General features: G+C 62.1%; 25 protein-coding genes and 1 pseudogene. 17 read left to right on the forward strand and 9 right to left on the reverse strand.

Features of this window, described 5'->3' with window-relative positions; genetic code table 11:
• Positions 1-211: 211 nt before the first annotated feature.
• Both ACWNZ1_RS01655 and ACWNZ1_RS01660 read left to right on the forward strand, forming a co-directional pair.
• Entirely contained in the window at positions 212-865 is a 654-nt protein-coding gene (locus tag ACWNZ1_RS01655; RefSeq protein WP_135844387.1) for a GntR family transcriptional regulator, read from the forward strand.
• A gap of 15 nt (positions 866-880) precedes the next feature.
• Entirely contained in the window at positions 881-1,732 is an 852-nt protein-coding gene (locus ACWNZ1_RS01660) for an urea carboxylase-associated family protein (RefSeq protein ID WP_135844388.1), read from the forward strand.
• Between the two features lie 75 nt (positions 1,733-1,807).
• Here the strand turns inward: ACWNZ1_RS01660 and ACWNZ1_RS01665 are convergent, their stop codons facing one another.
• Entirely contained in the window at positions 1,808-1,975 is a 168-nt protein-coding gene (locus ACWNZ1_RS01665; protein ID WP_003183831.1) for a DUF2897 family protein, read from the reverse strand.
• Positions 1,976-2,095: 120 nt separating this feature from the next.
• Positions 2,096-3,460: an ethanolamine permease gene (gene eat, locus ACWNZ1_RS01670; protein WP_456027312.1), complete on the reverse strand. Its 1,365-nt coding sequence runs from the start codon at positions 3,458-3,460 to the stop codon at positions 2,096-2,098.
• A gap of 406 nt (positions 3,461-3,866) precedes the next feature.
• Here eat and kdpF point away from each other — a divergent pair, with 406 nt between their 5' ends.
• From kdpF to ACWNZ1_RS01700, 6 genes are all read left to right on the forward strand, one after another.
• Positions 3,867-3,956, forward strand: a complete 90-nt coding sequence (kdpF, locus tag ACWNZ1_RS01675) for a K(+)-transporting ATPase subunit F (RefSeq protein WP_123414586.1) — start codon at positions 3,867-3,869, stop codon at positions 3,954-3,956.
• 8 nt (positions 3,957-3,964) lie between these two features.
• The gene (gene kdpA / locus ACWNZ1_RS01680; RefSeq protein WP_135844390.1) at positions 3,965-5,659 is read left to right on the forward strand and encodes a potassium-transporting ATPase subunit KdpA; all 1,695 of its coding nucleotides are present in this window, start codon (positions 3,965-3,967) and stop codon (positions 5,657-5,659) included.
• A gap of 11 nt (positions 5,660-5,670) precedes the next feature.
• Positions 5,671-7,725 carry a potassium-transporting ATPase subunit KdpB gene (gene kdpB, locus ACWNZ1_RS01685; protein WP_135844391.1) on the forward strand — a complete coding sequence of 685 codons (2,055 nt, stop codon included), beginning with the start codon at positions 5,671-5,673 and terminating at the stop codon, positions 7,723-7,725.
• 85 nt (positions 7,726-7,810) lie between these two features.
• Entirely contained in the window at positions 7,811-8,356 is a 546-nt protein-coding gene (gene kdpC, locus ACWNZ1_RS01690; RefSeq protein ID WP_135844392.1) for a potassium-transporting ATPase subunit KdpC, read from the forward strand.
• Between the two features lie 146 nt (positions 8,357-8,502).
• Entirely contained in the window at positions 8,503-11,154 is a 2,652-nt protein-coding gene (locus ACWNZ1_RS01695; RefSeq protein WP_135844393.1) for a sensor histidine kinase, read from the forward strand.
• 48 nt (positions 11,155-11,202) lie between these two features.
• A complete protein-coding gene (locus tag ACWNZ1_RS01700) occupies positions 11,203-11,901 on the forward strand; it encodes a response regulator (RefSeq protein ID WP_456027313.1) in 699 nt (232 codons plus the stop codon).
• A gap of 77 nt (positions 11,902-11,978) precedes the next feature.
• On the opposite strand, the gene ACWNZ1_RS01705 is transcribed toward ACWNZ1_RS01700, so the two are convergent.
• Entirely contained in the window at positions 11,979-13,016 is a 1,038-nt protein-coding gene (locus ACWNZ1_RS01705; protein ID WP_135844395.1) for a patatin-like phospholipase family protein, read from the reverse strand.
• Positions 13,017-13,223: 207 nt separating this feature from the next.
• Here ACWNZ1_RS01705 and ACWNZ1_RS01710 point away from each other — a divergent pair, with 207 nt between their 5' ends.
• The 3 genes from ACWNZ1_RS01710 (at position 13,224) to ACWNZ1_RS01720 (ending at position 15,297) form a co-directional block, all read left to right on the forward strand.
• A complete protein-coding gene (locus ACWNZ1_RS01710; RefSeq protein ID WP_135844396.1) occupies positions 13,224-13,514 on the forward strand; it encodes a hypothetical protein in 291 nt (96 codons plus the stop codon).
• A gap of 85 nt (positions 13,515-13,599) precedes the next feature.
• Entirely contained in the window at positions 13,600-14,361 is a 762-nt protein-coding gene (locus ACWNZ1_RS01715) for a CHAD domain-containing protein (protein WP_135844397.1), read from the forward strand.
• A gap of 138 nt (positions 14,362-14,499) precedes the next feature.
• Positions 14,500-15,297: an acyl-CoA thioesterase gene (locus ACWNZ1_RS01720; protein WP_135844398.1), complete on the forward strand. Its 798-nt coding sequence runs from the start codon at positions 14,500-14,502 to the stop codon at positions 15,295-15,297.
• 5 nt (positions 15,298-15,302) lie between these two features.
• Here the strand turns inward: ACWNZ1_RS01720 and ACWNZ1_RS01725 are convergent.
• The 3 genes and pseudogenes from ACWNZ1_RS01725 to ACWNZ1_RS01735 form a co-directional block, all read right to left on the reverse strand.
• Positions 15,303-15,524: pseudogene (locus tag ACWNZ1_RS01725) on the reverse strand (terminase); the annotation flags it as partial.
• Positions 15,525-15,703: 179 nt separating this feature from the next.
• Complete coding sequence (locus ACWNZ1_RS01730) at positions 15,704-17,185, reverse strand: methyl-accepting chemotaxis protein (protein ID WP_256452389.1); 1,482 nt, start codon at positions 17,183-17,185, stop codon at positions 15,704-15,706.
• A 151-nt stretch (positions 17,186-17,336) separates the two neighbouring features.
• A complete protein-coding gene (locus tag ACWNZ1_RS01735; RefSeq protein WP_256452390.1) occupies positions 17,337-18,146 on the reverse strand; it encodes a TatD family hydrolase in 810 nt (269 codons plus the stop codon).
• A 234-nt stretch (positions 18,147-18,380) separates the two neighbouring features.
• Between ACWNZ1_RS01735 and ACWNZ1_RS01740 the strand changes: the two genes are divergently transcribed.
• The 3 genes from ACWNZ1_RS01740 (at position 18,381) to ACWNZ1_RS01750 (ending at position 20,895) form a co-directional block, all read left to right on the forward strand.
• A complete protein-coding gene (locus ACWNZ1_RS01740) occupies positions 18,381-19,802 on the forward strand; it encodes an MltF family protein (protein WP_256452391.1) in 1,422 nt (473 codons plus the stop codon).
• 100 nt (positions 19,803-19,902) lie between these two features.
• Positions 19,903-20,337, forward strand: a complete 435-nt coding sequence (locus ACWNZ1_RS01745; RefSeq protein WP_135844402.1) for a DoxX family protein — start codon at positions 19,903-19,905, stop codon at positions 20,335-20,337.
• A gap of 249 nt (positions 20,338-20,586) precedes the next feature.
• The gene (locus tag ACWNZ1_RS01750; RefSeq protein WP_456027314.1) at positions 20,587-20,895 is read left to right on the forward strand and encodes a class I SAM-dependent methyltransferase; all 309 of its coding nucleotides are present in this window, start codon (positions 20,587-20,589) and stop codon (positions 20,893-20,895) included.
• A 25-nt stretch (positions 20,896-20,920) separates the two neighbouring features.
• On the opposite strand, the gene greB is transcribed toward ACWNZ1_RS01750, so the two are convergent.
• The 3 genes from greB to ACWNZ1_RS01765 are packed head-to-tail and all read right to left on the reverse strand — an operon-like array spanning position 20,921 to position 24,640.
• The gene (gene greB / locus ACWNZ1_RS01755; protein ID WP_256452392.1) at positions 20,921-21,418 is read right to left on the reverse strand and encodes a transcription elongation factor GreB; all 498 of its coding nucleotides are present in this window, start codon (positions 21,416-21,418) and stop codon (positions 20,921-20,923) included.
• A gap of 34 nt (positions 21,419-21,452) precedes the next feature.
• Positions 21,453-23,957, reverse strand: coding sequence for an ABC transporter permease (locus ACWNZ1_RS01760; RefSeq protein ID WP_135844405.1), 2,505 nt, complete (start codon positions 23,955-23,957; stop codon positions 21,453-21,455).
• Positions 23,957-24,640, reverse strand: coding sequence for an ABC transporter ATP-binding protein (locus tag ACWNZ1_RS01765; RefSeq protein WP_123342073.1), 684 nt, complete (start codon positions 24,638-24,640; stop codon positions 23,957-23,959). Before ACWNZ1_RS01765 ends, ACWNZ1_RS01760 begins: the two co-directional genes overlap by 1 nt.
• Before the next feature lie 10 nt (positions 24,641-24,650).
• Between ACWNZ1_RS01765 and ACWNZ1_RS01770 the strand changes: the two genes are divergently transcribed.
• The 3 genes from ACWNZ1_RS01770 to ACWNZ1_RS01780 all read left to right on the forward strand — a co-directional run bounded on the left by ACWNZ1_RS01770 (position 24,651) and on the right by ACWNZ1_RS01780 (position 26,750).
• Positions 24,651-25,256 carry an arylesterase gene (locus tag ACWNZ1_RS01770; protein WP_135844407.1) on the forward strand — a complete coding sequence of 202 codons (606 nt, stop codon included), beginning with the start codon at positions 24,651-24,653 and terminating at the stop codon, positions 25,254-25,256.
• Between the two features lie 56 nt (positions 25,257-25,312).
• On the forward strand, positions 25,313-25,606 hold the full coding sequence (locus ACWNZ1_RS01775; protein ID WP_003199347.1) for a hypothetical protein: 294 nt from the start codon (positions 25,313-25,315) through the stop codon (positions 25,604-25,606).
• 172 nt (positions 25,607-25,778) lie between these two features.
• Positions 25,779-26,750, forward strand: coding sequence for a L,D-transpeptidase family protein (locus ACWNZ1_RS01780; protein WP_135844408.1), 972 nt, complete (start codon positions 25,779-25,781; stop codon positions 26,748-26,750).
• The last annotated feature ends 52 nt before the right edge of the window (positions 26,751-26,802 follow it).

Below are 26,802 nucleotides of genomic sequence, written 5' to 3' on the forward strand. Positions count from 1 at the left end.
GCATTGTCCGATAACGGGGGGAGTTGTACAGCACACCATCGTTGCCGGAGACCATCCAAGGGGATGCGTTTTGGCGACCTATCAGGTGATGCTGCGAACCTGTCCCAAGAGACTTTAGCGATGCATTATGAAAGGGGCAGGTGAGAGCAGCTGGCACAAATCGTGATTACTCATTACCAAACGATTGTTGAACAATCTCGAGCCCCCGACCATGAACAGCGAACTCTCACTAGCCGACCACATCACCCTCGAACTACGTGCCGACATCATCGGCGGTCGCTTGCTGCCCGGCATGGCTTTGGTGGAAAGCGACCTGGTGTCGGCCTACAACGTTTCACGCAATACCATTCGCGAGGCGTTGCATCGTCTGGGGCAGGAGGGGTTGACTCGTTATGTGCGTAACAAGGGGGTGATGGTCCGCAGGTTGAACGTTGGTGATGTGCAAGACTTGTTCAAGGTCCGTCGCACTCTGGAGCTCCAAGCCATCCTAGGCAGTCAGCCTCTGCGTGAGTATCAATCCGACCGAATGCTCGAAGCCCTCGAGGCAGCCGAGCTGGCTCGGGAGCGTGAGGACTGGCGTGCGGTCGGTACTCATGGCTTGGCGTTCCATCAACACGTCGTTGGGTTGATGGGCAGCCCGTTACTCAATGAGTTTTTCACCAACGTAGTTGCGCAATTACGCCTGGTGTTTTGCGCCGCGCCCGATGAACCGCGCTTCCAGGCACCGTGGTTATCCCGGGATCGCGACATTCATGACTGGCTGGCCGAAGGCGACAAGGGCGCGGCCTATGAAGCGATGAGTCTTTATCTCGACGATTCCGAGCAACAGCTTCTGCAGTTCCTGACCCCATCGATCCACCACTGATCAAGGATCCGCGCCATGTACAAAGACTACCCAGCCGCCTACCAGGTCAGCAAAGGCTCAGCCCTGCAGGTGGACAAACCCTTCTACGACCGCATCCGTGCCGAGCAGGGCCAGCGCACACTGATCGAACAGTTCGAAGTGCCAATCCGCACGGGGAGGGCGTGGCATGTGCCGGCTGGGCATGTGTTTCGTGTCACGACACCTGTAGGCCCGCAGGTGGGCGACTTCAACGTCTGGAACGCCCACGATCCGCGGGAGCGCCTGTGGGCGGCGCGCACGCGTCAGCTTCAGGGCGCCCACGTCAGCACCTATGATCGGTTGTGGTCGAACCTGCCATTCCTCAGGCCATTGGTGACGATCACTGATGACAGCCTCGCTGGCTACGGAATTGATGAGCATGGCGGGCGGTTGCACGATTTGCTGGGGACCCGCTGTGACCCCTACGTGAACAAGATGCTCACCGGCGAGGACTTCCACCATCACTGCCACTCGAACCTGACCCGTGCGGTGTTGCCCCATGGCTTGACGGAGTTCGATGTGCACGACGTATTGAATATTTTCCAGTGCACCGGGCTCAATCATGACGACATGTACTTCATGAAGGCTTGCCCGGCACAGAAAGGTGATTACCTGGAGTTTTTTGCCGAGATCGATTTGCTGTGTGCTTTGTCTACTTGCCCCGGCGGGGACTTGTCGTTGGCGATGTGGGGGCCGGATGCGCAGGATCCACTCAGTGTCTGTCGTCCGCTGGGGGTGGAGATCTATCGGTTGGAGGATTCATTGCTGGAAGGCTGGAGCCAGCCTGAGCGGGCGGCGTACAAGGGGCTGCATGGGTTGCACATTGCCAAGGCGGATTGGGAGAAGTAATTCGGCGACGGCAACAGGCTTTTTGTGGCGAGGGAGCATGCTCGCTCGCCACAAAAGCGGTGTACAGGCTACGGATCAACGATCCTTGGCCTCCTTCGCATCCATCTCCGCATTGCGCTCGGCAACACGCTTACGCTGTTCATCCGTCAGCTCAACCTTGTTGGCGGTGTCGCGCAGCATCATCAAACCACCAACGATCGAGCCGATTGCAACAATCAGAATCAACCAGGCATACCAGGGCATAGGGCTCTCCTTGAGGGGGCGATGGACGAACGCACATTTCGCCGGTCCATCGCACCTACCACTTATGAGCGAAGGTTGTTCGCCGTGGTTCAATACTACGCCCGTTATGCCTGGCTCACCTCATAGCCCGGTCAACATCGCATCGGCCGGCGCATCCGCACGCAGTTGTGCGGTGAGCATGAAATACAGGAAACCTACCGCCATGAAACCGAGGAAGATCAGCCCGATCAGCGCGTTGAACCAAGCCATCGCCACCAGGCACACCACGGCCAATACCAGGGCGATGCCGGGTACAAGTGGATAGCCCGGTGCGCGGAAGGTGCGTTCCAGGTTGGGTTCGGTTTTACGCAGTTTGAACAGGCTGAGCATGCTCATGATGTACATGACGATGGCGCCGAACACGGCCATGGTGATCATCGCCGCCGTCAGGGTCATGCCGCCGAGGTTGATCAAACTGTCGCTGTAGATCGCTGCGATGCCGATCAGCCCGCCGGCGATGATGGCCCGGTGCGGGGTCTGGAAGCGGGACAGTTTGGCGAGGGAGGCGGGCAGGTAGCCGGCGCGGGCCAGGGCGAAGAATTGCCGCGAGTAACCAAGGATGATGCCGTGGAAACTCGCCACCAGGCCGAACAGGCCGATCCATACCAGCATGTGCAACCAGCCGGAGCTTTCGCCAACCACGGTTTTCATGGCTTGGGGCAGCGGATCGTTGATGTTCGACAGCGTGCGCCAGTCGCCAACACCGCCGGCGAAGAACATCACGCCCATGGCCAGGACCACCAGGGTCAGGATGCCGCTGATGTAGGCCTTGGGAATCGTACGTTTTGGGTCCTTGGCTTCTTCAGCGGCCATCGCAGCGCCTTCGATAGCCAGGAAGAACCAGATGGCGAAGGGAATTGCCGCGAACATCCCGGCAATCGCCGGCGCGCCGAACACATCGGAGCCGGCCCAGCCGTTCAAGGCAAAGTTACTGAAACTGAACGCCGGGGCCACGACGCCCATGAACACCAGCAGTTCGGCCACCGCCAATACGCAGACGATCAGCTCGAACGTCGCCGCCAGTTTCACCCCGAGGATGTTCAGGCCCATGAACACGATGTAGGCACCGACCGCCGCGTGTTTCGGGTCCAGGGCCGGGAACTGCACGTTCAGGTAGGCGCCGATGGCCAGGGCAATGGCCGGTGGGGCGAAGACGAATTCAATCAGTGTCGCCAGCCCGGCGATCAAGCCGCCTTTCTCGCCGAAGGCGCGACGGCTGTAGGCAAACGGTCCGCCGGCATGAGGAATGGCGGTAGTCAGTTCGGTGAAACTGAAGATGAAGCAGGTGTACATGGCCGCGACCATGAACGATGTCACCAGAAAGCCCAGCGTCCCGGCAACGCCCCAGCCGTAGCTCCAGCCGAAATACTCGCCGGAAATTACTAAGCCGACGGCGATGCCCCATAAATGCAGGGTGCCCAGGGTCGGTTTGAGTTGTGTGTTCATCGGTGGCTCCCCTTTGATCTATAGCAAAAGCGCTGGAAGGGGGCATTGCAGTGGGCGTGCCAGGGTGGCGGGAGCCGTCGTAAAGGCTGAAATCGTGTCGTATCGGGGATGTTCGCTGCCGGATCGCTCGGTTTTGTGCTCCAGTTCAGGGCATCAGTGGCTGGGCTGGCCTCATCGCGAGCAAGCTCGCTCCCACGGGGGATCTTCAGTGGCCACAGACTTTCTATTCACAACAGGTCAAATGTGGGAGCGAGCTTGCTCGCGATGAGGCCATCCCAGTTAGCCGAAAAAACCATTCTTTACACATTCTTTATCACCCAAGCCCCCCTTAGATCTCGTTCCTTTACAGCCTCCCTGCCGACAATCACTCCACACACGGCACGACGCCGTACCACGGAGAAATCCCATGAGCCTTCTGGACGGGGTGTCGCTGCTGCTGGCAGTGGCGCTGTTCATTTATCTACTGGTCGCGCTGTTGCGCGCGGATCGGAACTAGGAGCGGCTATGCACGGTTATGACTACGGGCTGATCCTCGCCTTTTTCGCGTTGGTGCTGATTCCGGCCCCATTTCTGGGGCGTTTTTACTACCGGGTGATGGAAGGCCAGCGCACTTGGCTTTCACCCATTCTTGGCCCGCTGGAGCGTGGTTGCTATCGCCTGGCAGGGGTCGATCCCGCTGTTGAGCAGAGTTGGCAGAAATACACCCTGGCCTTGCTCGCCTTCAACCTGGCGGGTTTTTCGCTGTTGTTCGCAATCCTGCTGTTGCAGGGCCATTTGCCGCTCAACACTGAGAAAGTGCCGGGCATGGAGTGGACCCAGGCCTTCAACACTGCCGTCAGTTTCATGACCAACACCAACTGGCAGTCCTACAGCGGCGAAGCGTCCCTGAGCTACCTGAGCCAGATGATCGGCCTGACGGTGCAGAACTTCGTCAGTGCCGCCACCGGCCTGGCCGTGCTGGTGGCGCTGTGTCGCGGGATCGGGCGCAAATCCACCGCAACGCTGGGTAACTTCTGGGTCGACATGACCCGTGCCACCCTCTACGGGCTGTTGCCTCTGTGCCTGCTGCTGGCGCTGTTCCTGGTGTGGCAGGGCGTGCCGCAAACTTTCGCGCATTATGTGCACGGGGTGACGATGCAGGGCGTGGATCAGGTGATCCCATTGGGTCCGGCCGCCAGCCAGATCGCGATCAAGCAACTGGGCACCAACGGCGGCGGTTTCTTCGGCGTCAACTCGGCGCACCCGTTCGAGAACCCGACGGCCTGGAGCAATCTGTTTGAAGTCGCGTCGATCATCCTGATCCCCGCCGCGCTGGTGTTCACCTTCGGTCATTACGTCAAGGACCTGCGCCAGAGCCGGGCGATCATCGCCTGCATGCTTGTGCTGTTTTTGCTCGGCGGCGTCACGTCACTGTGGGCCGAATCCCAGCCCAACCCGGCGCTGAACAACGCCGCTGTGGAGCAGACCGCGCCACTGGAGGGCAAGGAGGCGCGCTTTGGCACCACCGCCACGGTGCTGTGGTCGGTGACCACCACGGCGGCGTCCAATGGCTCGGTCAACGGCATGCACGATAGCCTCAACCCGCTCAGCGGCATGGTCTCGCTGGTGAACATGATGGTCGGCGAAGTGATCTTCGGCGGCGTCGGCGCCGGTCTCTACGGGATGTTGCTGAACGTGCTGATTGCGGTGTTCCTGGCCGGGTTGATGATTGGCCGCACCCCGGAATACCTGGGCAAGAAGCTCGGGGCCAGGGAAGTACAACTGCTGGTGGTAACCCTGCTGGTGATGCCCGTGAGCGTGCTGGTACTCGGTGCTATCGCCGCGAGCCTGCCCGGGCCGGTCGCAGCGGTGAGTAACCCTGGCGCCCATGGTTTCAGCCAGTTGCTGTACGCCTATACCTCGGCGGGGGCGAACAACGGTTCGGCCTTCGCCGGTTTCGGCGCCAACACGCCCTTCCACAACCTGATGCTGGGCCTGGGCATGTTGATCGGTCGTTTTGGCTACATCCTGCCGGTGCTGGCGTTGGCCGGCAGCCTGGCGCTGAAGAAAACCGCGCCGATCGGCCAGAACAGCTTTCCCACCCACGGTCCGTTGTTTGTGACCTTGTTGACCGTGACCATCCTGCTGGTGGGCGGCCTGACCTTCCTGCCGACCCTGGCCCTGGGCCCGATCGCCGAACACCTGAGCCTGGGCTTCTGAGGGATATGAAGATGAATATGCCGATGAGCAAAACCGTCGTCGCCAAGGCGCCGGAGCAACCGAAAACCGCCATCTCCGCCCTGTGGCGGCCAGCCCTGGTACAAGCCTTCGTCAAGCTCGACCCGCGCCAATTGCACCGCGCCCCGGTGATGCTGGTGGTGGAGTTGACCGCGATCCTCACCACGGTATTGTGCTTCATTCCTGACAACGCCGTGCCGACCTTCGTTGCCGCGCAGATCGCCCTGTGGCTGTGGTTCACCGTGCTGTTTGCCAACTTCGCCGAAGCCTTGGCCGAGGGGCGCGGCAAGGCCCGGGCTGACAGTCTCAAGGCCGGCAGCGAAGGGCTGAGTGCACGTCGCCAGACCGCCGACGGTTTTGAAGACGTCCCCGCTACCCGTTTGCGCAAAGGCGATGTGGTGCGCGTCGCAGCCGGGGAGATGATCCCCGGCGACGGTGAAGTGATCGAAGGCATCGCTGCGGTCAACGAGGCGGCGATCACTGGCGAGTCGGCACCGGTCATCCGCGAATCCGGCGGGGATCGCTCGGCCGTCACCGGCAATACGCGGCTGGTCTCCGACTGGTTGCTGATACGCATCACCAGCAACCCTGGCGAGTCCACCCTGGACCGCATGATCGCGTTGGTCGAAGGCGCCAAGCGCCAGAAAACCCCGAATGAAGTGGCGCTGGATATCCTGCTGATCGGCCTGACGCTGATCTTCCTGCTGGTGGTGGTGACGCTGCAACCGTTCGCCCATTTCGCCAACGGCAACCTGCCGCTGGTGTTTCTGGTGGCGCTGTTGGTGACGTTGATTCCCACCACCATCGGCGGGCTGCTGTCGGCCATCGGCATTGCCGGGATGGATCGGCTGGTGCGCCTGAACGTGATCGCCAAGTCCGGCCGCGCGGTAGAGGCGGCGGGGGACGTGCATGTGTTGATGCTGGACAAGACCGGCACCATCACCTTTGGCAATCGTCGCTGTGCAGCGGTCTATACCGCCCCTGGTGTGAGCACCAAAGAGCTGGCCGAAGGCGCGCTGTTCGCTTCGCTGGCCGACGACACGGCTGAGGGCAAGTCTATCGTCGAGTACCTGCGAGGCTTGCATGCGCAACCCGAACCAAGCCATGAGGCGTTGACCGCCGTACCGTTCAGTGCTGAAACCCGGTTGTCGGGTGTCGATTATCAGGGGCGCATTTACCGCAAGGGCGCCGTGGATTCGCTGCTGAGCTTTATCGGCCTGGCAAAAACCGAGTTGCCGCCAGCGTTGGCCCGGGAGGTCGACAAGATTGCCCAAAGCGGCGGTACGCCATTGTTGGTCTGTGTTGACGGCAAACTGTTGGGTGCCATTCATCTGAAGGATGTGGTCAAGCCCGGTATCCGCGAGCGTTTCGCCGAGCTGCGCAAGCTGGGGATCCGTACCGTGATGGTCACCGGCGACAACCCGCTGACCGCCGCTGCGATTGCTGCCGAGGCGGGTGTCGATGACGTGCTGGCCGAGGCCACGCCGGAGAAAAAACTGGCGCGCATCCGTCATGAGCAGAACGACGGTCGGCTGGTAGCGATGTGCGGCGACGGCGCCAACGACGCTCCGGCCCTGGCTCAGGCGGATGTCGGCATGGCGATGAACGACGGCACGCAAGCGGCGCGGGAGGCGGCCAACATGGTCGACCTCGACAGCGACCCGACCAAGTTGCTGGACGTGGTGCAGATCGGCAAGGAGTTGCTGGTGACCCGTGGCGCGCTGACGACGTTTTCCATCGCCAATGACATCGCCAAGTACTTCGCGATCCTGCCGGCGTTGTTCGCCTCGATCTATCCACAGCTCGGGGTGTTGAACGTGATGCACCTGAGCAGCCCGCAGAGCGCGATCCTGTCGGCCATCGTCTTCAACGCTTTGATCATTGTGGTGCTGATCCCCCTGGCTTTGCGTGGCGTCCGGGTGCAAGCGGCGAGCGCGGCGGCGCTGTTGCGGCGCAATCTGTTGATCTATGGCCTGGGTGGGATCGTGGTGCCGTTCGTGGGGATCAAGGCGATCGACATGTTGCTGACGGCGTTGGGGCTGGTTTGAGCCTGTTAACGACACCAACTTTTGACGTTGTTGCGAGGGGATTTATCCCCTCGCCACAGATGTGTTTTCAACTGAGGAAATTTGGATGTTCACATTAATTCGTCCGGCCTTGAGCCTGCTATTGCTGATGACCCTGATCACCGGCGTCGCTTACCCACTGCTGGTCACTGGCGTGGCGCAAGTCGCCTTTCCCTCCCAGGCCAACGGCAGCCTGATCGTCGATGCCGCCGGCAAGGTTCGTGGCTCGACGTTGATTGCCCAGGATTTCACTGGCGATGCCTGGTTTCATCCACGGCCATCGGCCGGGGCCTTCGCCACGGTAGCCAGCGGCGCCAGCAACTATTCTCCGAGCAACCCGGCCCTGGCGACGCGGGTGATCGAAGACGCCGGCAAACTGCAAGTGCCCGGTCAGGGCCCGGTACCGCTGGCGCTGTTGACCACCTCCGGCAGCGGGTTGGACCCGCACTTGCCACCGGCCGCGATTGCCTATCAACTGGCGCGTGTCGCCGCGGCGCGTAACCTGCCGGTTTCGACGGTGCAGCAATTGCTCGATGCCCACATCGAGCAACCCCTGGTGGGGCCGCCGGTGGTGAATGTGCTGGCGTTGAATCTGGCCCTGGAAAAACTGTAAACCTGTGGAAGTAGAGCTTGTGGGAGCAAAGCTTGCTCGCGATCAGGACGACACGGTTCAACGGCAGAACCGCGTTATCGTTCATCGCGAGCAAGCTTTGCTCCCACAGGGTGATTGAACATATTCGAAACAAGAGATCCCCCAGCATGAGCGACTCCGGCCGCGCCGACGCACTGTTAGCCAATCTGCCCCGCAACGACCGTGGCCGGCTCAAGGTTTTCCTTGGCGCGGCGCCCGGTGTCGGCAAGACCTTCGCCATGCTGCAAGCAGCCCACACTCAACTGCGCCAAGGCGTGAAAGTCGTCGCCGGTGTGGTGGAAACCCACGGTCGCGCCGAAACCGAAGCGCTGCTGGGCGGCCTGGTGCAGCAACCATTGGTGCGTTCGGAGTATCGCGGGGTGATGCTCGAAGAGATGGACCTCGACGGCTTGCTCGCGGCCCGGCCGGCCCTGGTGCTGGTGGACGAACTGGCCCACAGCAACGCCCCCGGCAGCCGCCATGCCAAGCGCTGGCAAGACATTCAGGACCTGCTCGCCGCCGGCATCGATGTCTACACCACCGTCAACGTCCAGCATCTGGAAAGCCTCAACGATCAGGTCCGCGGCATCACCGGCGTGCAGGTTCGCGAGACACTCCCGGACTGGGTCTTGCAGGAGGCCGATGAACTGCTGCTGATCGACCTGCCATCGCGCGAGCTGCTGGAGCGTCTGCGCGATGGCAAGGTTTATGTGCCGGAGCAGGCGCGGGCGGCAATCGATGCGTTTTTCACCCAGACCAACCTGACCGCGTTGCGTGAACTGGCCATGCAAACCGCCGCGGCTCAGGTCGACAACGACCTTACCCAGGGTTATCGACAACTGGGCCAGGCCGCTCCGGCGGTGCGCGGGCGACTGCTGGTGGGGGTCGACGGTGACGTTCAGGCTGAACGTCTGGTACGCCACGCCAGCCGCGTTGCCCAGCGCCGACATCTGCCGTGGAGCCTGGTGCATGTGGACAACGGTGGCGCGCGGGACGAGTCGTCGCGCCAATACCTGCAAAGTGCTCAGCAACTGGCTGAGCGTCTCGGCGGGGAAGTGGTGCTGCTGCGGGCCGGCGAAGTCGCCAAGACCTTGATCCAGCACGCCACCGAGCGACGCGCGACGTTGGTGCTGGTGGGGCAGTCGCGGCCACGCCTGCGCAGGCGGCTGTTCGGTGGCGGCCTCGCTTCACGCCTGCTGCGCGATGCGCGGGGCCTGGAAATCAATGTGCTGGACAGCGATGAACAACCGCGTCCCGCTCGCGTGCGTTCAAGTGCGGTGCAGACGGGGTTTGACTATGTGCTGGCGCTGCTGGCGACCGTGGCGGCCAGCGCCTTGGCCTGGGGCGTTTCGGGGTTGCTGGCGTTGCCCAATATTTCCCTGGTGTTTCTGATGGCGGTGTTGCTGGTAGCGGTACGCAGCAGCCTCGGCCCGGCGTTGGCCTGCGCGGCGCTGTCGTTCCTGGCCTATGATTTTCTGTTCATCCCGCCGAATTTTTCCCTCACCATCCAGCGTGAGGAAGATGTGCTGACGCTGGTGTTTTTCTTACTGATGGCCGCCCTGACCGGCAACCTCGCGGCCCGTCAGCGCCGCCAGTTGCAGGCCCTGCGTGATACCCAGCAGGAAACCGGTGAGTTGCTCGATCTGTCGCGCAAACTCACTGCCGCCACCGACCGCCAGGCAGTGGTCAGCGCCGCCGCGCAGCACCTCAACAGCTTGCACGATTTGCAGCTTTGCTTGCTTAACCGCGACAGCCAGGGCAGTTGGAAGGTCGAGACCGGCGAGCCGTTGACCTTCACCGAAGCCGAACGTGCGGCGGCCGACTGGGCCTGGCAGCACGATCAGCCGGCCGGTGCTGGCACCGGGACGCTGCCGTCCGGGCGCTGGTGGTGGTGGCCGTTGTCGGCGGAGGGTGGGCCGCTGGCGCTGCTGGGCGTGTGCCCGAACGAAGGCAAGCCGCTGAGTGGCCAGCGACGCCGCTTGCTGGCCGCCCTCAGTCAGCCCCTGGCCCAGGCGCTGGCACGGGCGCAACTGGCCCAGGACCTGGAAGCGGCACGCTTGCATGGCGAGACCGAGCAACTGCGCAGCGCCTTGCTGGCGTCGGTGTCCCACGACTTGCGCACGCCGCTGACGTCCATGCGCGGCAGTATCGACAGTCTGCTGGCGCTGGGGGAGGCGATCCCGCTGGCGGATCGTCGTGAACTGCTCGAAGGCACCCGCGATGAGGCCGAGCGGCTGGATCGCTACATCCAGAACCTGCTGGACATGACCCGTCTCGGCCACGGCGCCCTGAAGCTGGCGCGGGACTGGGTGGCGCCGGCCGATATCGTCGGCAGCGCGCTGAACCGTCTGCGGGCGGTGCTGGCACCGCTGGCGGTCGGTGTCGAAGTGCCTGCCGAGTTGCCCTTGCTGTATGTCCACGCGGCGTTGATCGAGCAGGCCCTGGTCAACGTACTGGAGAACGCCGCGCGATTTTCACCGGCTCACGGGCGGTTGCTGCTGAGCGCCGGCACGACCGACAGCGAAGTGTTTTTTGCCGTCGCCGATGAAGGGCCGGGGATCCCTCAGGAAGAGCGGGAGAAAATCTTTGATATGTTCTACACCGCTGCCCGCGGCGATCGGGGTGGGCAGGGCACCGGGCTGGGGCTGGCGATCTGTCAGGGCATGGTCGGCGCCCACGGTGGACGAATCAGCGTCGACGACGGCCTCGACGGGCGTGGCACCTGCATCACGTTGCACCTGCCGTTGCAGCCTCAGCCGGGCATGGACGATGAAGCCTGAGCGGCGCTGCGTTATTCTCTTTTCACCTGATTGCCTTGAATGGACCCCATGAGCCAGACCGCGACCCTTTTGGTCATCGATGACGAACCGCAGATCCGCAAATTCCTGCGCATCAGCCTGACTTCCCAGGGCTACAAGGTGCTGGAAGCCGGCACCGGTACCGAAGGCCTGGCCCTGGCGGCGCTGAATAAGCCCGATTTGCTGGTGCTCGACCTGGGCCTGCCAGATATGGACGGCCAGCACGTGCTGCGCGAGTTTCGCCAGTGGTCGACGGTGCCGGTACTGGTGCTCTCGGTGCGGGCCAGCGAAGCGCAGAAGGTCGAGGCGCTGGACAACGGCGCCAACGATTACGTGACCAAGCCGTTCGGCATCCAGGAGTTCCTCGCCCGCGTCCGCGCACTGCTGCGCCAGGCCCCGGCAGGCGAACCCCAGGAAGCGGCGCTGCGGTTCGGCCCGCTGACGGTGGACCTGGCGTATCGCCGGGTGCTGTTGGACGGCGCCGAAGTGGCCCTGACCCGCAAGGAGTACGCGGTGCTGGCGCAACTGGCACGACACCCGGGGCGGGTCATCAGCCAGCAGCAATTGCTCAAGGACATCTGGGGCCCAACCCACACCGAAGACACTCATTACTTGCGGATCGTGGTCGGTCATCTGCGCCAGAAACTGGCCGACGATCCGACCCGGCCGAAGTTCATTGCGACCGAGGCGGGGGTGGGGTATCGGTTGTTGGAAGAGGGTGGCAGTTAGTTCTTCACTGCCTGGGCTGCCGCCATCGCGAGCTTGCTCGCGATGAGGCCTGCGCAATCAATCGAGATTTCCCGGATTCAGTTCTGCTCACTCTCATACCGATCCAACGTATCACTGGCAATCTCCCGCCCAAGGGCGATCAACTCCGGCGCCTTGTAAAACTCAAAAAACCGACACACCCGTTTCGGCACGTTGATCAGTACGTCCGGCGGATAACCGGCGATTTTGTACTGGGCCAGCGATGTCTGCATCACCTCGAAACTCTGGTTGATCAAATCCAGTAGCGAAGCCGGGCCGACGTTATCGATGATGAACGAGCCGGTGGCGGATTTTGGTGCGCCTTCGGTTTGCGGCGCGGCGGCTGGTTGCTGGCCTTCAGGTTCGGCCGATTCGATCCACGGGTTGATCTCGGCGGCCTCGGCCTTCAACGCTTCCTGCTCCAGCAGCAACAATTGCTCGGCCTGCTTGCGGCGAAACGGCAGGCGCGAGCCCAGGGAACTGACGAGGGTGTCGAAGCGGCGCCTGAACGCGGCGGGGCGCGGGATCACCGGCAGTCTGTACTGTTTCTGGTTGGTGGCATTGAGATTGACCGCGATGATCAGGTCACAGTGGCTTGATACCACCGGCACGATTGGCAACGGATTGAGCAGGCCGCCATCTACCAGCATGCGGTTGCCCTGCATCACCGGCGTGAACAGGCTGGGAATCGCTGCCGAAGCCCGCATCGCTTGATGCAGGCAACCTTCCTGGAACCAGATTTCCTGCTGATTGGTGAGGTCGGTGGCCACGGCGGTGTAGGGAATGCGCAAGTCCTCGATATTGATGTCGCCGACGATCTTGTGGATCTGCCCGAAAACTTTCTCACCGCGAATAGCCCCCAGGCGAAAGCTGACGTCCACCAACCGCAGGACATCCAGGTAGTCCAGGCTCTCGATCCAGTCGCGGTAATCCTTGAGCTTGCCCGCGGCATAGATCCCGCCCACGACCGCGCCCATGGAGCAACCGGCGATGCAGGCAATGTCGTAGCCTCGTCGTTCGATTTCTTCGATCACCCCGATATGGGCATAGCCCCGGGCGCCGCCCGAACCCAATACCAATGCGACACGTTTTGTCATGATCCGGCCTCTTGTCGAACAGACTTCAACAATGCACTCATCGACGGCTGGGCTCAATCGTTCTGGCGAGGGCGTCGTTTTTTGACACGCCGTGGCGGCATTTGCGTATGCTCGGCCACACATGAATTTCCGTGGTCAAGCCAAGGCACTTTTCGCCTTTGCCACCGTCTTAACAGCACGACTGTTTTCTGACTTGAGGTGTAATCGATGAAAGCCCGGATCTGCCTGCCCCTGGTGGCGTCCCTGATGGTTCTGGCCCTGGCCGGTTGTGCAGGCAAAACCGCTTACCGCGACAGCTGCGGCAGCCAGCTCGACAGCGCCTGGCGTGAACTTGACCTGGCCAAGGCCGAAGGTTTTGCCGGCACCGTCAGCTACTCAAAGGCCCTGTCGTTGCTGACTGGCGCTAAGACCCAACAACAATTCGAAGCGTTCGAGGGCTGCTCGAAGAAGGCCGAGAAGGCGCGTTTCTACATCCGCGAATCCCGCGCAGGACGATAGAAACAGCGGCAAGCTGCAAGCTTCAAGCTAAGGGTGCACACTGCTGCTCACCCGAAGCTTGAAGCTGCGTACGGAGTACGTCCCCATGATTGATCGGCTAGTGGCCCAAATACTGGGCCTGGAAGTCCGGTTGCTGGCCTGTCAGGCCCGCTTGAATGCCCATACCGACAGCGAAGCACTGCATGACCTGCGGACCACGGTACGCCGATTGCGCAGCCTGCTGCGCCCTTTGCGCGGGTTGCCCGGCGTCGAACAGCTCGAAGCAGCCGCTTCGGCAGTCGGCACCCTGACCACGCCCTTGCGCGACCGGGAGGTGCTGGCGGCTTACCTTGAGCAGCACGGCAAAAGTGAAGCGGCGAAGCGGCGTCAGGTGCAAATGGCCGATGCTTATCCCGCCGTAGCCGCCAGCCCGGAATTGGCGCAGTTGCTGATGTTCCTCGATGCGTTTCCCCGTTTCATTCGCGCCGCCCAGCGCGAGGGACTGCTCAGGGGATTGCGCCAGCGCATCGAAAAGCGCCTGGATAAACAGTGGAAAAAGCTCGGTGAAGCCCTGCGCGATCCGGCCCATGACCGTCACCGGTTACGCCTGCTGATCAAGCGCGTGCGCTACGCCATCGAAGCTTATCCTGAACTCGACCGCCTGCCTGAAGCGGCCATGCCACGACTCAAATCCGCCCAGGGCGCATTGGGCGACTGGCACGATTGCTGGCAATGGTTGGCCAGGGCCGAGGAGGAGGCCGATCTGCAATCTTGTGTGCTGGTCTGGCAGGTGACCATGGAAAAGGCCGAGTCCAAGTCCGATAAGGTGCTCGATAAGCTGATGGCGAGCTGCTTCGAAAAATCCTGAGTTCGCTCCCACAGGGACTCATGGTGGATTCAAGGTTTGCGGCCTATCTGTCAGTCTCTTTGGCCGGAATGAGCGCTGTGCCGCCTGCCCGGGCTGGTTAAGATCCTTCCATCTTGTTCCCCTGTTTTCGAGGTCGTCATGCGCTTTTCCGATTTGATCGATGCTGTGCGCCGTCAGCCAGACGCCGTGACCATCGCGCCTGAATGGGGCCAGGGCCGCGCCAGTTTTGGCGGGTTGGTGGCGGCGTTGCAATATGAGGCAATGCGTGCCCGGGTGCCGGCGGATCGTCCGGTGCGCTCGCTGGCGATTACCTTTGTCGGCCCGGTCGAGCCCGACGTGCCCGTCAGTTTCGAAGTCGAGGTGGTGCGTGAAGGCAAGGCCGTCAGCCAGGTCTTGGGGCGTGCCGTGCAGAAAGGTCAGGTGGTGACCGTGGTGCAAGGCAGCTTCGGCGCATCGCGTCCCTCCGTGGTGGCGGTGCCGGCCGATCCCGCGCCTGAATTCAAAAGCGTGGAGCAATGCCAGGAGCTGCCTTACATCAAGGGCGGCACCCCGGAGTTCATGCGTCACCTGGCGCTGTGCTGGAGCGTCGGTGGCCTGCCGTTCACCGGCAATAAATCCCGGAGCATGGGCGGCTGGGTGCGCTTGCGCGGGGACGTGAAGGAGGAGCCGTTGAACGAAGGCCACATTCTGGCATTGGTGGATGCCTGGCCGCCGGCATTGTTGCCGCACCTCACGCAAATGGCCCCGGGCAGTACGCTTACCTGGACCATTGAGTTCGTCCAGCCGCTGCTGGAGCTTACGACACTGGACTGGTGCAAATACCTGGCCGACATCGAGCACGCCCAGGACGGTTACGGCCATGTTGCTGCGAAGTTCTGGAGTGCCGACGGCCGCTTGATCGCCATGAGCCGGCAGACGGTGACCGTTTTCGGCTAAGGCTCTGCGTGACTGTGGTGCTGCAACCCGAGTGCAGCGACCACGCCGATAATGCCGATGGCGACATCGGCCAGACTCTGGCTGAACACTCCCGACACCATCAGCACAAACGCAATGATGAACAGCGGAACGGCCATCAGGTACGACGCCTGGTGGGTCGGCTGGCGATGATTTTCAGGGTGGGCGCGCCATTGCCAGGCCGCAAGGTTGGGGTGACGTTTGCCCATGATGCTGATCCTTGAGTTCATGAAACTGAATGACCCAAGAATAGGCTTGGCCGGGCAGGGCGGCGAATCACGGTTGGCTATCGACGCGATAGGTGGCGATAGCTCTTTCACCCTCGTGGCAGGGACTGTTTTTGTGGCGAGGGGATAAATCCCCTCGCCACAAGAGCTGCTGCGCGGTTCTACAGCTTGAGCTGTCCGATCGCCCTGTTCAACTCACCGGCCAAGGTCGCCAGTTCATGGCTGGTGGTGGCCGAGTCCACTGTCTGGCGCACGGTGTTTTCGGTCACGTCGCGAATACTCACCACTGCCCGATTCATCTCCTCGGCGACCTGGCTTTGTTGTTCGGCCGCGACGGCAATCTGGGTGTTGCTCTCGCGCATCTGCGCCACAGCCCCAGTAATCTGCTCCAGTGCCTCGCCGGCCTCGCGGGCCTGTTGTACGCAATCGTCGGCCTTGTGCGAGCTCTCCTGCATGAAATCCACTGCGTCTTTGGTTCCGGCCTGCAGTGCCGAGATCATGGTGGTGATTTCATCCGTGGAGATCTGCACTCGCTTGGCCAGGTTACGTACCTCGTCGGCCACCACGGCAAAGCCCCGGCCCATCTCGCCAGCGCGTGCGGCTTCAATGGCCGCGTTGAGGGCCAGTAGATTGGTTTGTTCGGCGATGCTGTGAATCACACTGACCACGCTGTTGATCTTCTGGCTGTCTTCAGCCAGGCGCTGGATCATCTCGGCGGTCTGCTGCACGCCCGAAGACAGCCCGGTGATCGACTGTTGCACGCGGCCGACCACTTCGCGGCCATTCCCGGCCAGGGCGTCGGCGGTTTTCGACAGGTCACGGGTGGCGCCGGCATGTTGGGCGATGTGATAAACCGTGGTGGACATTTCATTGATCGCCGTGGCCGCCTGATCAGTTTCGCTTTGCTGGCCGAGCATGCCGTGGCGAACATCGTTCATGCTCGACGCCAGGCGCGCCGCGCCGCTGTCGAGTTGCCGGGCAGTGCTGGCGACGGTGTCCACCACACGTTGATATCCGGCCTGCATGGCATTGAATGCGGCGGCCATCTGGCCCACTTCATCCTTGCAGGCCAATGGCACGCGGGCGGACAGGTCACCGGTTTTTTCCACGTGCAGCATCACGTCCTTCAGGGTGTTGAGCTGGCTGAGCAGAAAACGGATCAATAACTGCGACGCCCCCAGCATTGCCAGCATCAGCACGAACACTGCCACGGCGTATTGGCTGAAGCGCTCGCCGAACACTTGGCTCAGGCTGGCGCCATGGGCCAGTACGGCGAGGCGTTGGTCGTCGCCTCGACGGATCACTTCGGCGCCCAGCAGGGGATCGTCGCCGAACAGCGCTCCGGCGTTCAGTTCAACCCAACCATCGGCCTGCACCAACGAAGGCAATGGTTGTTCGTTGAAAACGGGGGCCTGATCACGCTGGAACGTCAGGAGGTAGTCGGCCTTGGGCAAGGGTTGTCCGGCAGGCCAGGCGTTGAGCAAGTGAGCCTGTGCCTGGGCGTTCGCCTGGGCCGCATGGTTGCGCGCTTGTTGCTCCAGATGCACGGCGTAGAGCACCAGCAGCAAGGTGGTGACAAAGGCGACCGCATTGACCGCCCAGAATTTGTACTTCAGTGAGATATTGCTAAGCCAGGCACCCATGGAAGGTCTTCTCTGATAGCGGAAACAGCATTGGCAAGGTGCCATTATTGTGCCGCTACTCAGGTGCCGGGATTTTGATGTGGGTCAACAGACACCGCAGATCCTCTAATGTGGGAGCGAGCAAGCCCGCTCCCACAAGGGGGATGTGTGTTTAATCGGAAATGATGGGCAACCCAAAAAACGCCCGGGCACAGGCCGTGCTGTGGGCCGCCAGGTCTTCCTGGGTTTCGCCTCGATGCACGGCGACTTCACGCAAGACCTCTGGCAGGTAGGCCGGCTCATTGCGACCATTCTTCGGTTTGGGTCGCAGCGTGCGGGGCAGCAGGTACGGCGCGTCGCTTTCGAGCATCAGCCGACCGCGGGGTATTTCGCGCACCAACGGATGCAGGTGCGTGCCTCGGCGTTCATCGCAGATCCAGCCGGTGATGCCGATGTGCAAATCCAGATCGAGGTAGCTGAACAGGGCCTTTTTTTCACCGGTAAAGCAATGCACCACCGCAGCAGGCAACTGGTCGCGAAATTCCCGGAGGATTTCCAGCAGGCGTTGATCGGCGTCCCGTTCGTGGAGGAAGACCGGCAGTTGCAATTCCACCGCCAGGGCAAGATGTTCCTCCAGGACTTTTTCCTGCTGCGGTCGGGGGGAGAAGTCCCGGTTGAAATCCAGTCCGCACTCACCCACGGCGCGGACGCGGCTTTGCCTCAGCAAATCCTTGAGGTGCCTGGCACTGTCGGCAGTCCAATCGCTGGCGCTGTGAGGGTGAATGCCAGCGGTGGAAAACAGCCGCTCTGCGCTGTCGTCGAGGCGTTCGCACAGCGCCAAAGCCTGTTCGCTGCCCTCGATGCTGGTGCCAGTCAGGACCAGTTGGCAGACCCCGGCTTCATAGGCGCGCTCAAGCACCGCCTGGTGTTTGTCGGCAAAACTGGGGTTGGTCAGGTTGACGCCGATATCGATGAGTTGCATGGTGCTACCTCGGCCCAAAGGCCGGAAAGCATATCAGAGCTGTAGATTTATAAGAAAAGCCAAGAACTACAACGAGTTGAGGCTGTCTGTTGAGGCCGCGAGACACGTCAGGTTGGTATAAACGCCATCACTGTGCCAGTCTTGCGCACTTTTTCAGCGCCCCAGGTGCTCTGTTTCTGTCGACCCAGCCTGGTTTTCAAGAAGGCGGTCCACAGTATTCCTTCCGGAGAGTGGATGACACGTCCCCAGGTGTTGCTACTGTTGTGTTGTTCGCTGTTGCTGCCGATGCCGGCCGAAGCGCGGCTGCCTGGCCCGGTGCAGGCCGTGGCGCCGGGCACGGTGCGCGATCTGGCGCAAATCCGCAGCAGCCGGGTGCTGAAGGTTCTGGTCAACCAGAGTCGCAACAGCTCCGGTGAAGTCCAGGGCCAACCCATTGGGGGCGAATACCATCGGTTGCGGGCGTTCGAGCAATACCTCAACGGCCACGCCCGGGATGGCCAGGAAATCACCCTCAAGATCATTCCCATGGCCAAGGACCAGCTACTTGGCGCCTTGCGGCGCGGCGAGGGCGACCTGGTGGCGCCCGGTGAGTTGCTCGATCCCCTGACTGGCCATGGGGTCAGCGCCAGTGATCCGATCCGTACCGACGTGCCGTTGTTGCTGGTGGGCATCAAAGGCGAGAAGCGCTACACACGAGTAGAACAGTTGTCCGGCAAGACCCTGGCCCTGCCTAACGGCAGTGCGGCGGGGGATGCGGTAAGCCAGATCAACCAGAAGCTCGCGTTGCTCAAGTTGCCACCGGTGAAGGTCGAATGGGTTGACCCAACCCTGGCGGTGGAAGATGTGCTGGAAATGGTCCAGGGTGGAATTTTCCACCTGACGATCGTCGAGCAGCCCATCGCCGAACGCTGGGGCAAGATCCTGCCCAAGCTGCGCTTTGATCGCCAGGTGCTGATCGGTGAACCGGCTGACGAGTATTGGTTCGTTCGTCGCGACGCTGCCATGCTACGGGCGAGCATCGACCAGTTCCTGGCGATCTACAAGGTACCGGCCAACCAGGATGCTGCGTTCCTGCGCATCTACCGCCGCTTGTACCAGGTTCACTATCCGCTGGCCCGGGCTGATCGCCAGCGCCTGGAGAAACTGCGTCCGGTGTTGCAAAAACATGCCGAGGCCCAGGGCATGGACTGGCTCAACCTGGCGGCCCTGGCATTCAAGGAGTCAGCCCTGCAACCCAACGCCCGCAGCGGCAGCGGCCCTACCGGCCTGATGCAGATTACCCCGTCGGCGGCCCAGCGAGTCGGGGTCAATAACATTCAGAACCTGGATGCCAACGTGCAGGCCGGCGCCAAGTACCTGGCCCTGATCCGCCGCAAGTTCTTTGCCAGCCCCAAGCTTAACGAGCGCGAACGCATGGCTTTCGTGTTGGCGGCCTACAACATGGGGCCTGAGCGCGTCCAAGGCATGCGTGCCGAGGCCCGGCGACGAGGGTTGAACCCCAACCAGTGGTTTTTCCAGGTCGAGCGCATTGCCATGGAGCAAGTGGGAATGGGCGCCGTCAGCTATGTTAATAGTGTGAACAAATACTATCTGGCGTTTGATCGTGAGCGGGAGTCGCTGGAACCGAAGGAGCAAAAGGTTGCATTGCGTAAGTGATCGAATAAACTGATTGGTATCACGGAATTATTCCGCTTTTAACATGAGTTTTATTGATTAATATGGCGGCCAACCCAACACATCCCAAGGAATGCACCTTATGAGCACTCTCATCAACAAAGTTCTGTTCACCCGCGCCGGCTACGGCCTGACTGTCCTGCGCATCGTTGTCGGTATCATTTTCGCCGCTCACGGCTCGCAGAAACTCTTCGGCCTGTTCGGTGGCTACGGTCTGGCGGGGACCGCGCAGTGGATGGAAAGCATCGGCCTGACCCCAGGTTATGTGATGGCGACACTGGCGGGCGGTACCGAGTTTTTCGCCGGCCTGGCGCTGATCATTGGCCTGTTGGCCCGTCCAGCAGCATTGGGCCTGGCCTTCCTGTCGCTGGTGGCGATTTTCTCCGTGCACATCGGCAACGGTCTGTTCATGGCCAACAACGGTTATGAGTTTGCCCTGGCGTTGCTGGCCGGCAGCATTGCGGTGTTGATCGAAGGGGCTGGCAAACTGTCGGTCGATCGTGCCATCGCCGGTTGATTACCTGATTTGATCCCGAGGCCCGTCTTGCACGGGCCTTTTTTGTCGGCGTCGATTCTTGACACTGGCCGGTCAGCTTCTCTAGGATGCTGCTCATGCGCCGATTTAAACAGCTACTTGCGGGGCGCCAGGTGACTGATCCAGTTGCCGACAGAAGCCGGAAAGCCGGGCTTCGAAATACCGCTAAAGCGCTGGTTCGGTGTTGCCTCTCACCTGCCATGCAGACTTTTGAGGCAGAGACACGACACGATGAACGCACCCAGCCCCCTTGTACGTCTTGCGCCGATCACGGCGAACCTTCTGCAGCGCAATCCAAAAATTCTCCTGGGCGGTACCCACCAGCCAACGCTGTTGCGCTATCTCGATGGCTGGCCACGACGCAGTCACGGGCCGGCTGCTTTCCTGATCCAATTCATAGAAGACGGTGAGTCCCTGGCACGTTTCGCCGACGACAGTTTCGACCTGGCCGTCATCCAGTCCCCCAGTGCCGCGCAAGCGCCTGAAATGATCCGGCAACTGATCCGTGTTGCACGACAGGGCTTGATCACTCGTCGTTGAGGTGATCGGCTCTTACGAATGCAGGTTACGGATAATTGATATCCACGATGTAAACCTGCTTTTCTCCGGTCGGTGTCTGTACTTTGACTTCAGCGTCCAGGGCCTTGCCAATCAGGGCCCGTGCCAACGGTGAGTCGATGCTGATCAGGTTCTGCTTCAAATCGAGCTCGTCCGGGCCGACGATGCGGTAGCGTGATTCTTTGCCATCCTCGTCTTCGACCGTGACCCAGGCGCCGAAATACACTTTGTTTGGATCGCTGGGTTTTTCACTGACTACTTTGAGCGCTTCAAGGCGCTTGGTGAGGAAGCGCACGCGACTGTCGATTTCCCGCAGCATTTTCTTGCCGTAGGTGTATTCGGCATTTTCCGAACGATCACCCTGGGCCGCCGCCTCGCTGACTGCCTGGGTCACTTGCGGACGGCGCACATGCCACAGTTCATGGAATTCAGCACGCATCCGCGCCTCACCCTCGGGGGTGATCAGCGCGGTGCCGGCGATGCGGGGTGGACGATAGCGGCTCATGGCAACTTCTTGTAAGGGTGAAGCCCGGAGTCTATCAACCCTCGCGCAACACTGTCAGCGGGCTGGCATTGAGCGCACGACGGGTGCCAAACACGCCGGCGGCGCCGATCAGCAAGGCGCCCACCAGCGGCAATACCAGCAGCCACGGATGCGGATGCCAGGGCAGGTCGAAGGCGTAACGGTAGAGCACCAGGCTCACCAGTTCCGACCCCAGGGCCGCGAGCAGGCCGCTGACCGCACCCAGCAAGCCGAACTCGATGCGCCGGGCCTTGACCAGCAATGGCCGCTCGGCGCCCAGGGCACGCAGCAGCGCACCTTGGCGAATCCGTTCGTCGAGGGTGGCCTGTAGACCGGAGAAGAGCACGGCCATCCCCGCCGCCAGCACGAACAGCAACACATACTCCACGGCCAGCGTCACCTGGGCCAGGATGCTGCGCAGTTGTTCCAGCAAGGCTTCGACCTGCAGGATCGTCACCGCCGGGAAGGATCGGGCCAGGTCGACAATCTGTTGGTCGTGACCGGCCGCCAGATAGAAACTGGTGAGGTAGGTGGCTGGTAGATCCTTCAGCGTGCCCGGCTGGAAGATCATGAAGAAGTTAGGCTGGAAGTTGTCCCAGTTGATCTCTCGCAGGCTGGTGACCTTCGCTTCACGGTTGACGCCACCTACGCTGAAGACCAGGCGATCGCCCAACTTGATCTTGAGGTTCTCGGCCACTTTGCCTTCTACCGAAACCCCTGGGATATCGTCCGTTGGTTGCTGCGACCACCAGGTCCCGGCCGTGACGACATTGCCCGGCGGCAGGTCGGCGGCCCAGGTCAGGCTCAGGTCGCGCTGCAGCGCCCGGTCGCCCGCCGAGTCCTTGGTGACAAACTCCTTGGCCGGTTCGCCGTTGATGCTGATCAGCCGCCCCGGGACAACGGGGTAGAGCGGCGCCGATTGCGCCGACAACGCCAGCAGCTTGTCGGTGAAGGCCTGCTTGTCGTTGGGCAGGATGTTCAGGGCGAAATAGTTCGGGGCATTTTTCGGCAACTGGTTTTGCCAGGTGTCCAGCAATTCGCCGCGCAACAGCGCGATCAGCGCCATGGACAACAGAATCAGGCCGAATGCCAGTGCCTGTCCGGCCGCCGCCAAGGGATGGCGCAGCAACTGACCGAGGCCCAGTCGCCAGGGCAATGAGGCGCGGGCCAGCATGCGGCGCAGGCTCTGGAGCAGTAACAGCAGCAGGCCGCCGAGGACCAGCGCCGCCACGACGCCACCACCGAGCAGGGCGAAGGTGAGCACCAGGTCCAGGCTCAGACGCCACATGATCAGGCCAAGGGCACCCAATGCGGCACCGTAGATCACCCAGGAGCTGGAAGGGATCGGCAGCATGTCCCGGCGCAGCACGCGCAACGGCGGTACCCGGCCCAGCGCGGCCAGTGGCGGCAGGGCGAACCCCGCCAGCGCCACCAGCCCGGTGCCGATCCCGGCGATCGCCGGCAGCAGGCCACCCGGCGGTACGGTGGTGGGCAACAAGTCATGCAACAGGGCGAACAGGCCCAACTGGGCGATCCAGCCAAGCAGGGCGCCGCTGATGCTGGCCAGCAGGCCCAATATGGTCAATTGCAGGCTGAACAACACCATGGTTTCCCGGCGTGACAGACCCAGGCAGCGCAGCAGGGCGCTGGCATCGAAACGCCGGGTGGCAAAGCGATTGGCCGAGAGCGCGACGGCGACGCCGGACAGCAACACCGCCACCAGGCTGGCCATGTTCAGGTAGCGCTCGGCCTTGCCCAGGGCACCACCGATCTGCCGGTTGCCGTCGCGGGCATCCTGCAGGCGCTGGTTGGCCTCCAGGCCCGGCTTGATCAGGTCGCGGTAGGTCTGCAGTGCGGTCGCCGGGCCGCGCCACAGGTCGCGATAGCTGACGCGGCTGCCGGGCTGCACCACGCCAGTGGCGTCCAGGTCCTTGAGGTTGATCAGGACCCGGGGTGTAAGGCTGTAGAAGTTACCGGCGCGATCCGGTTCATACGTCAGCACCCGGCTCAGGCGCAGGGTTTGATTGCCGACGTCGATGCTGTCGCCGATCTTCAGGTCCAGGGCCGTCAGCAGCCGTGCTTCGACCCAGGCCTCGCCAGGGTTCGGTCGGCCGCCGGTTTCTTCCGGGGCGAATGGTGCAGGGGCGCTTTTCAGTTCGCCGCGCAGTGGGTAGATGTCGTCGGCGGCCTTGACGCTGGAAAGCTGGATGCCATTGTCGGTGGCGACGACGCTGGAAAACTCCACGACCCGGGCATGTTCCAGGCCCAGCTCGGTGCCACTGCGGATTTGTTCGGGACGGGCGGGCGAGCTGCCTTCGAGCAGCAGGTCGGCGCCAAGGAATTCGGTGGCGCGCATCATCATCGCGCCGTTGAGGCGGGCACCGAAATAACCGATGGCGGTGCTCGCCGCCACCGCCACCAACAGGGCGAAGAACAATACGCGCAATTCGCCGGCGCGGGCATCGCGCAGCAATTGACGGACAGCGAGACTGAACAGGCGCAACAGCGGCAAACGTGCCATCAAGGCTCCAGGGGCGCGACCATCTGGCCCGCTTCAAGTCGGATCAGGCGCCGGCAGCGATGGGCCAGGCGTTCATCATGGGTGACCAGCACCAGGGTCGTGCCGCTTTCCTTGTTCAGCTCGAACAGAAGATCGCTGATGCGCTCGCCGGTGTGGCTGTCGAGGTTGCCGGTGGGCTCGTCGGCGAACAGCACATCGGGCTCGGCGGCAAAGGCGCGGGCGATCGCCACGCGTTGTTGCTCGCCACCGGAGAGCTGGCGGGGCGAGTGGGTCAGGCGCTGGCCCAGGCCGACCCGCTGCAGCAATTCCGTGGCGCGTTCGCGAGCGTCGCGGCGACCGTCCAGTTCCAGCGGCAGCATGACGTTTTCCAGTGCGTTGAGGCTGTCGAGCAATTGGAACGACTGAAAGACAAAACCGACATGTTCGGCACGAATCCGCGCCCGCTGATCTTCATCCAGCGCGCTGAGGGCCTGGCCGGCGAGGGTCACTTCGCCGCTGCTGGGCAGGTCGAGGCCGGCCAGCAAGCCCAGGAGGGTGGATTTGCCGGAACCTGATGCGCCAACGATGGCCAGGCTGTCGCCCTTGTTCAGTTCCAGGCTGAGTTCGTGCAGGATGGTCAGTTCACCTTCCGCGCTGGGAACCACTTTGCTAAGGTCCTTCGCGGTGAGAATGCTTGAGCCCATGGAGAATCCGATGCGTGTGTGGTTTTTGAGTGCCGGCCTGGCCTTGATGTGCATGGCCCAGAACGCAGCGGCGGGTACAGTCCTGATCGTTGGCGATAGTATCAGCGCGGCTTTCGGCCTGGATACCCGGCAAGGTTGGGTATCGTTGCTCGAGCAACGGCTCAAGGCCGAGGGTTTCGACGACAAAGTGATCAATGCATCGATCAGTGGCGACACCAGCGCGGGAGGCCAGGCGCGCCTGCCAGCGCTGCTTGCAGCCCATAAACCGGAACTGGTGATCCTCGAGTTGGGGGGCAACGATGGCTTGCGCGGACAGCCGCCAACACAATTGCAACAAAACCTTGCAGCGATGATCGACAGCTCCCGCGCCAGCGGTGCCAAGGTGCTGTTGCTGGGCATGCAACTGCCGCCCAACTATGGGCGTCGATACACCGATGCCTTTGCCCGGGTCTACAGCACTCTGGCCGAGGAGAAACAGGTGCCGCTGGTGCCGTTTTTCCTCAAGGACATCGGGGGTGTCCCCGGGATGATGCAAGGCGATGGCCTGCACCCGTCCGTCGCGGCCCAGGGCAAGTTGCTGGAAAATGTCTGGCCGACGCTCAAACCGCTGCTTTGACGCTTTTCTACAGGCGGTCTTTCGGCTAATGTGGCGCCCCCGATTTGGAGCCCCTGATGCCGCGTCCCGCCTGGTCCCTGTTTGCCTACCAACTGATCGAGCCTGACGAGCAGCTGGACCTGTTCGCCTGCCAGGAAGTGCGGGTGCATCTGGTGACCCGGCAGTTGGAACTCGGCGGCTCGGCCGACCGGACCCTCTGCGGCAGCCTTCTACCGGCCCAGCCGCGATGGTCGAGTGTCGACCGCAAGATCTTCCAGGATCATCGCCTGTGTTCATTGTGCCGGGCGATTCTGGAGTCGCAGAAACGCGGCACCTCGCCGATCTGGCCGGAGTTGCGGTTCGAGTTGTAGCGCACTGATTCGAAGCCCGCCTCCACAGGAGTTTGTGGTGGATGCCAATCCGGTGAATGCCTCAAAAAATGCTGCGCATCGGACGCCTCATTGCCGCCCTCCCCGAAATAACAGGTGGCGGTGTACAATCGCCGTTTTCATACCCTCTGTTCGATTTGCGAAGGATTTCCGGATGTTGCCGCGCTTGCCTGCCGTCGCCCGCTGCTTGTCTCTTGCCGCCCTGTGTATGGCTGGCCCCGTTGCAGCATTGGAGCTGCCCCTGCCACCGCCGGGTGAAGACATCATCGGCCAGGTGCAGGTCATCAAGGCCAAATACGAAGACACCTTTGCCGACCTGGGCACTGCCTACGACCTGGGCTATACCGAGATGGTCGCCGCCAACCCGGGCGTGGATCCGTGGTTGCCGGGCGCCGGCACCGAGATCGTGCTGCCGACCCGGTTCATTCTGCCGCCGGGCCCGCGCCAGGGTATTGTGATCAACCTCGCCGAGTACCGTCTCTACTACTTCCCCAAAGGCCGCAACGTGGTCTACACCTTCCCACTGGGGATTGGTCGGGAAGGCTGGGGTTCGCCGATCGCCCACACCAGCATCATCGCCAAGACCCCGAACCCGAGCTGGACCCCGCCGGCCTCGATCAAGGCCGAGCATGCCGCCGACGGCGACCCGCTGCCTAACGTGGTGCCGGCTGGCCCTGATAATCCGCTGGGGCCGTTCAAGTTCACTTTGGGCACCCCGGGCTACCTGATCCATGGTTCGAACAAAAAGTTCGGTATTGGCATGCGCACCAGCCATGGTTGCTTCCGGATGTTCAACAACAACGTCCTGGAAATGGCCGGCATGGTGCCGGTAGGCACTTCGGTGCGGATCATCAACGACCCGTACAAGTTGGGTTTGAGCGGTGGCAAGGTTTACCTGGAAGCCCATACACCGCTGGACGACAAGGGCAACCCGTCGGTGGTGGACAAGCACACCGCGGTGATCAACGCGATGCTCAAGCGTGAAGACATTACCAGTAACCAACGCATGAACTGGGATGTGGTGCGTGACGTGGTGGCTGCCGAAGACGGCCTGCCAGTCGAGATCGCTGTTCCGAGTACTTCCGCACCGATGGTCTCAAGTGCACCGCTTGATCTGCAGCAATAAAGGCTGATTAGAGCCCGCCGATGTTTTGCGACGTCGGCGGGTTTTTTATTGC

The sequence above is a fragment of the Pseudomonas sp. CFBP 5748 genome (assembly GCF_053850495.1).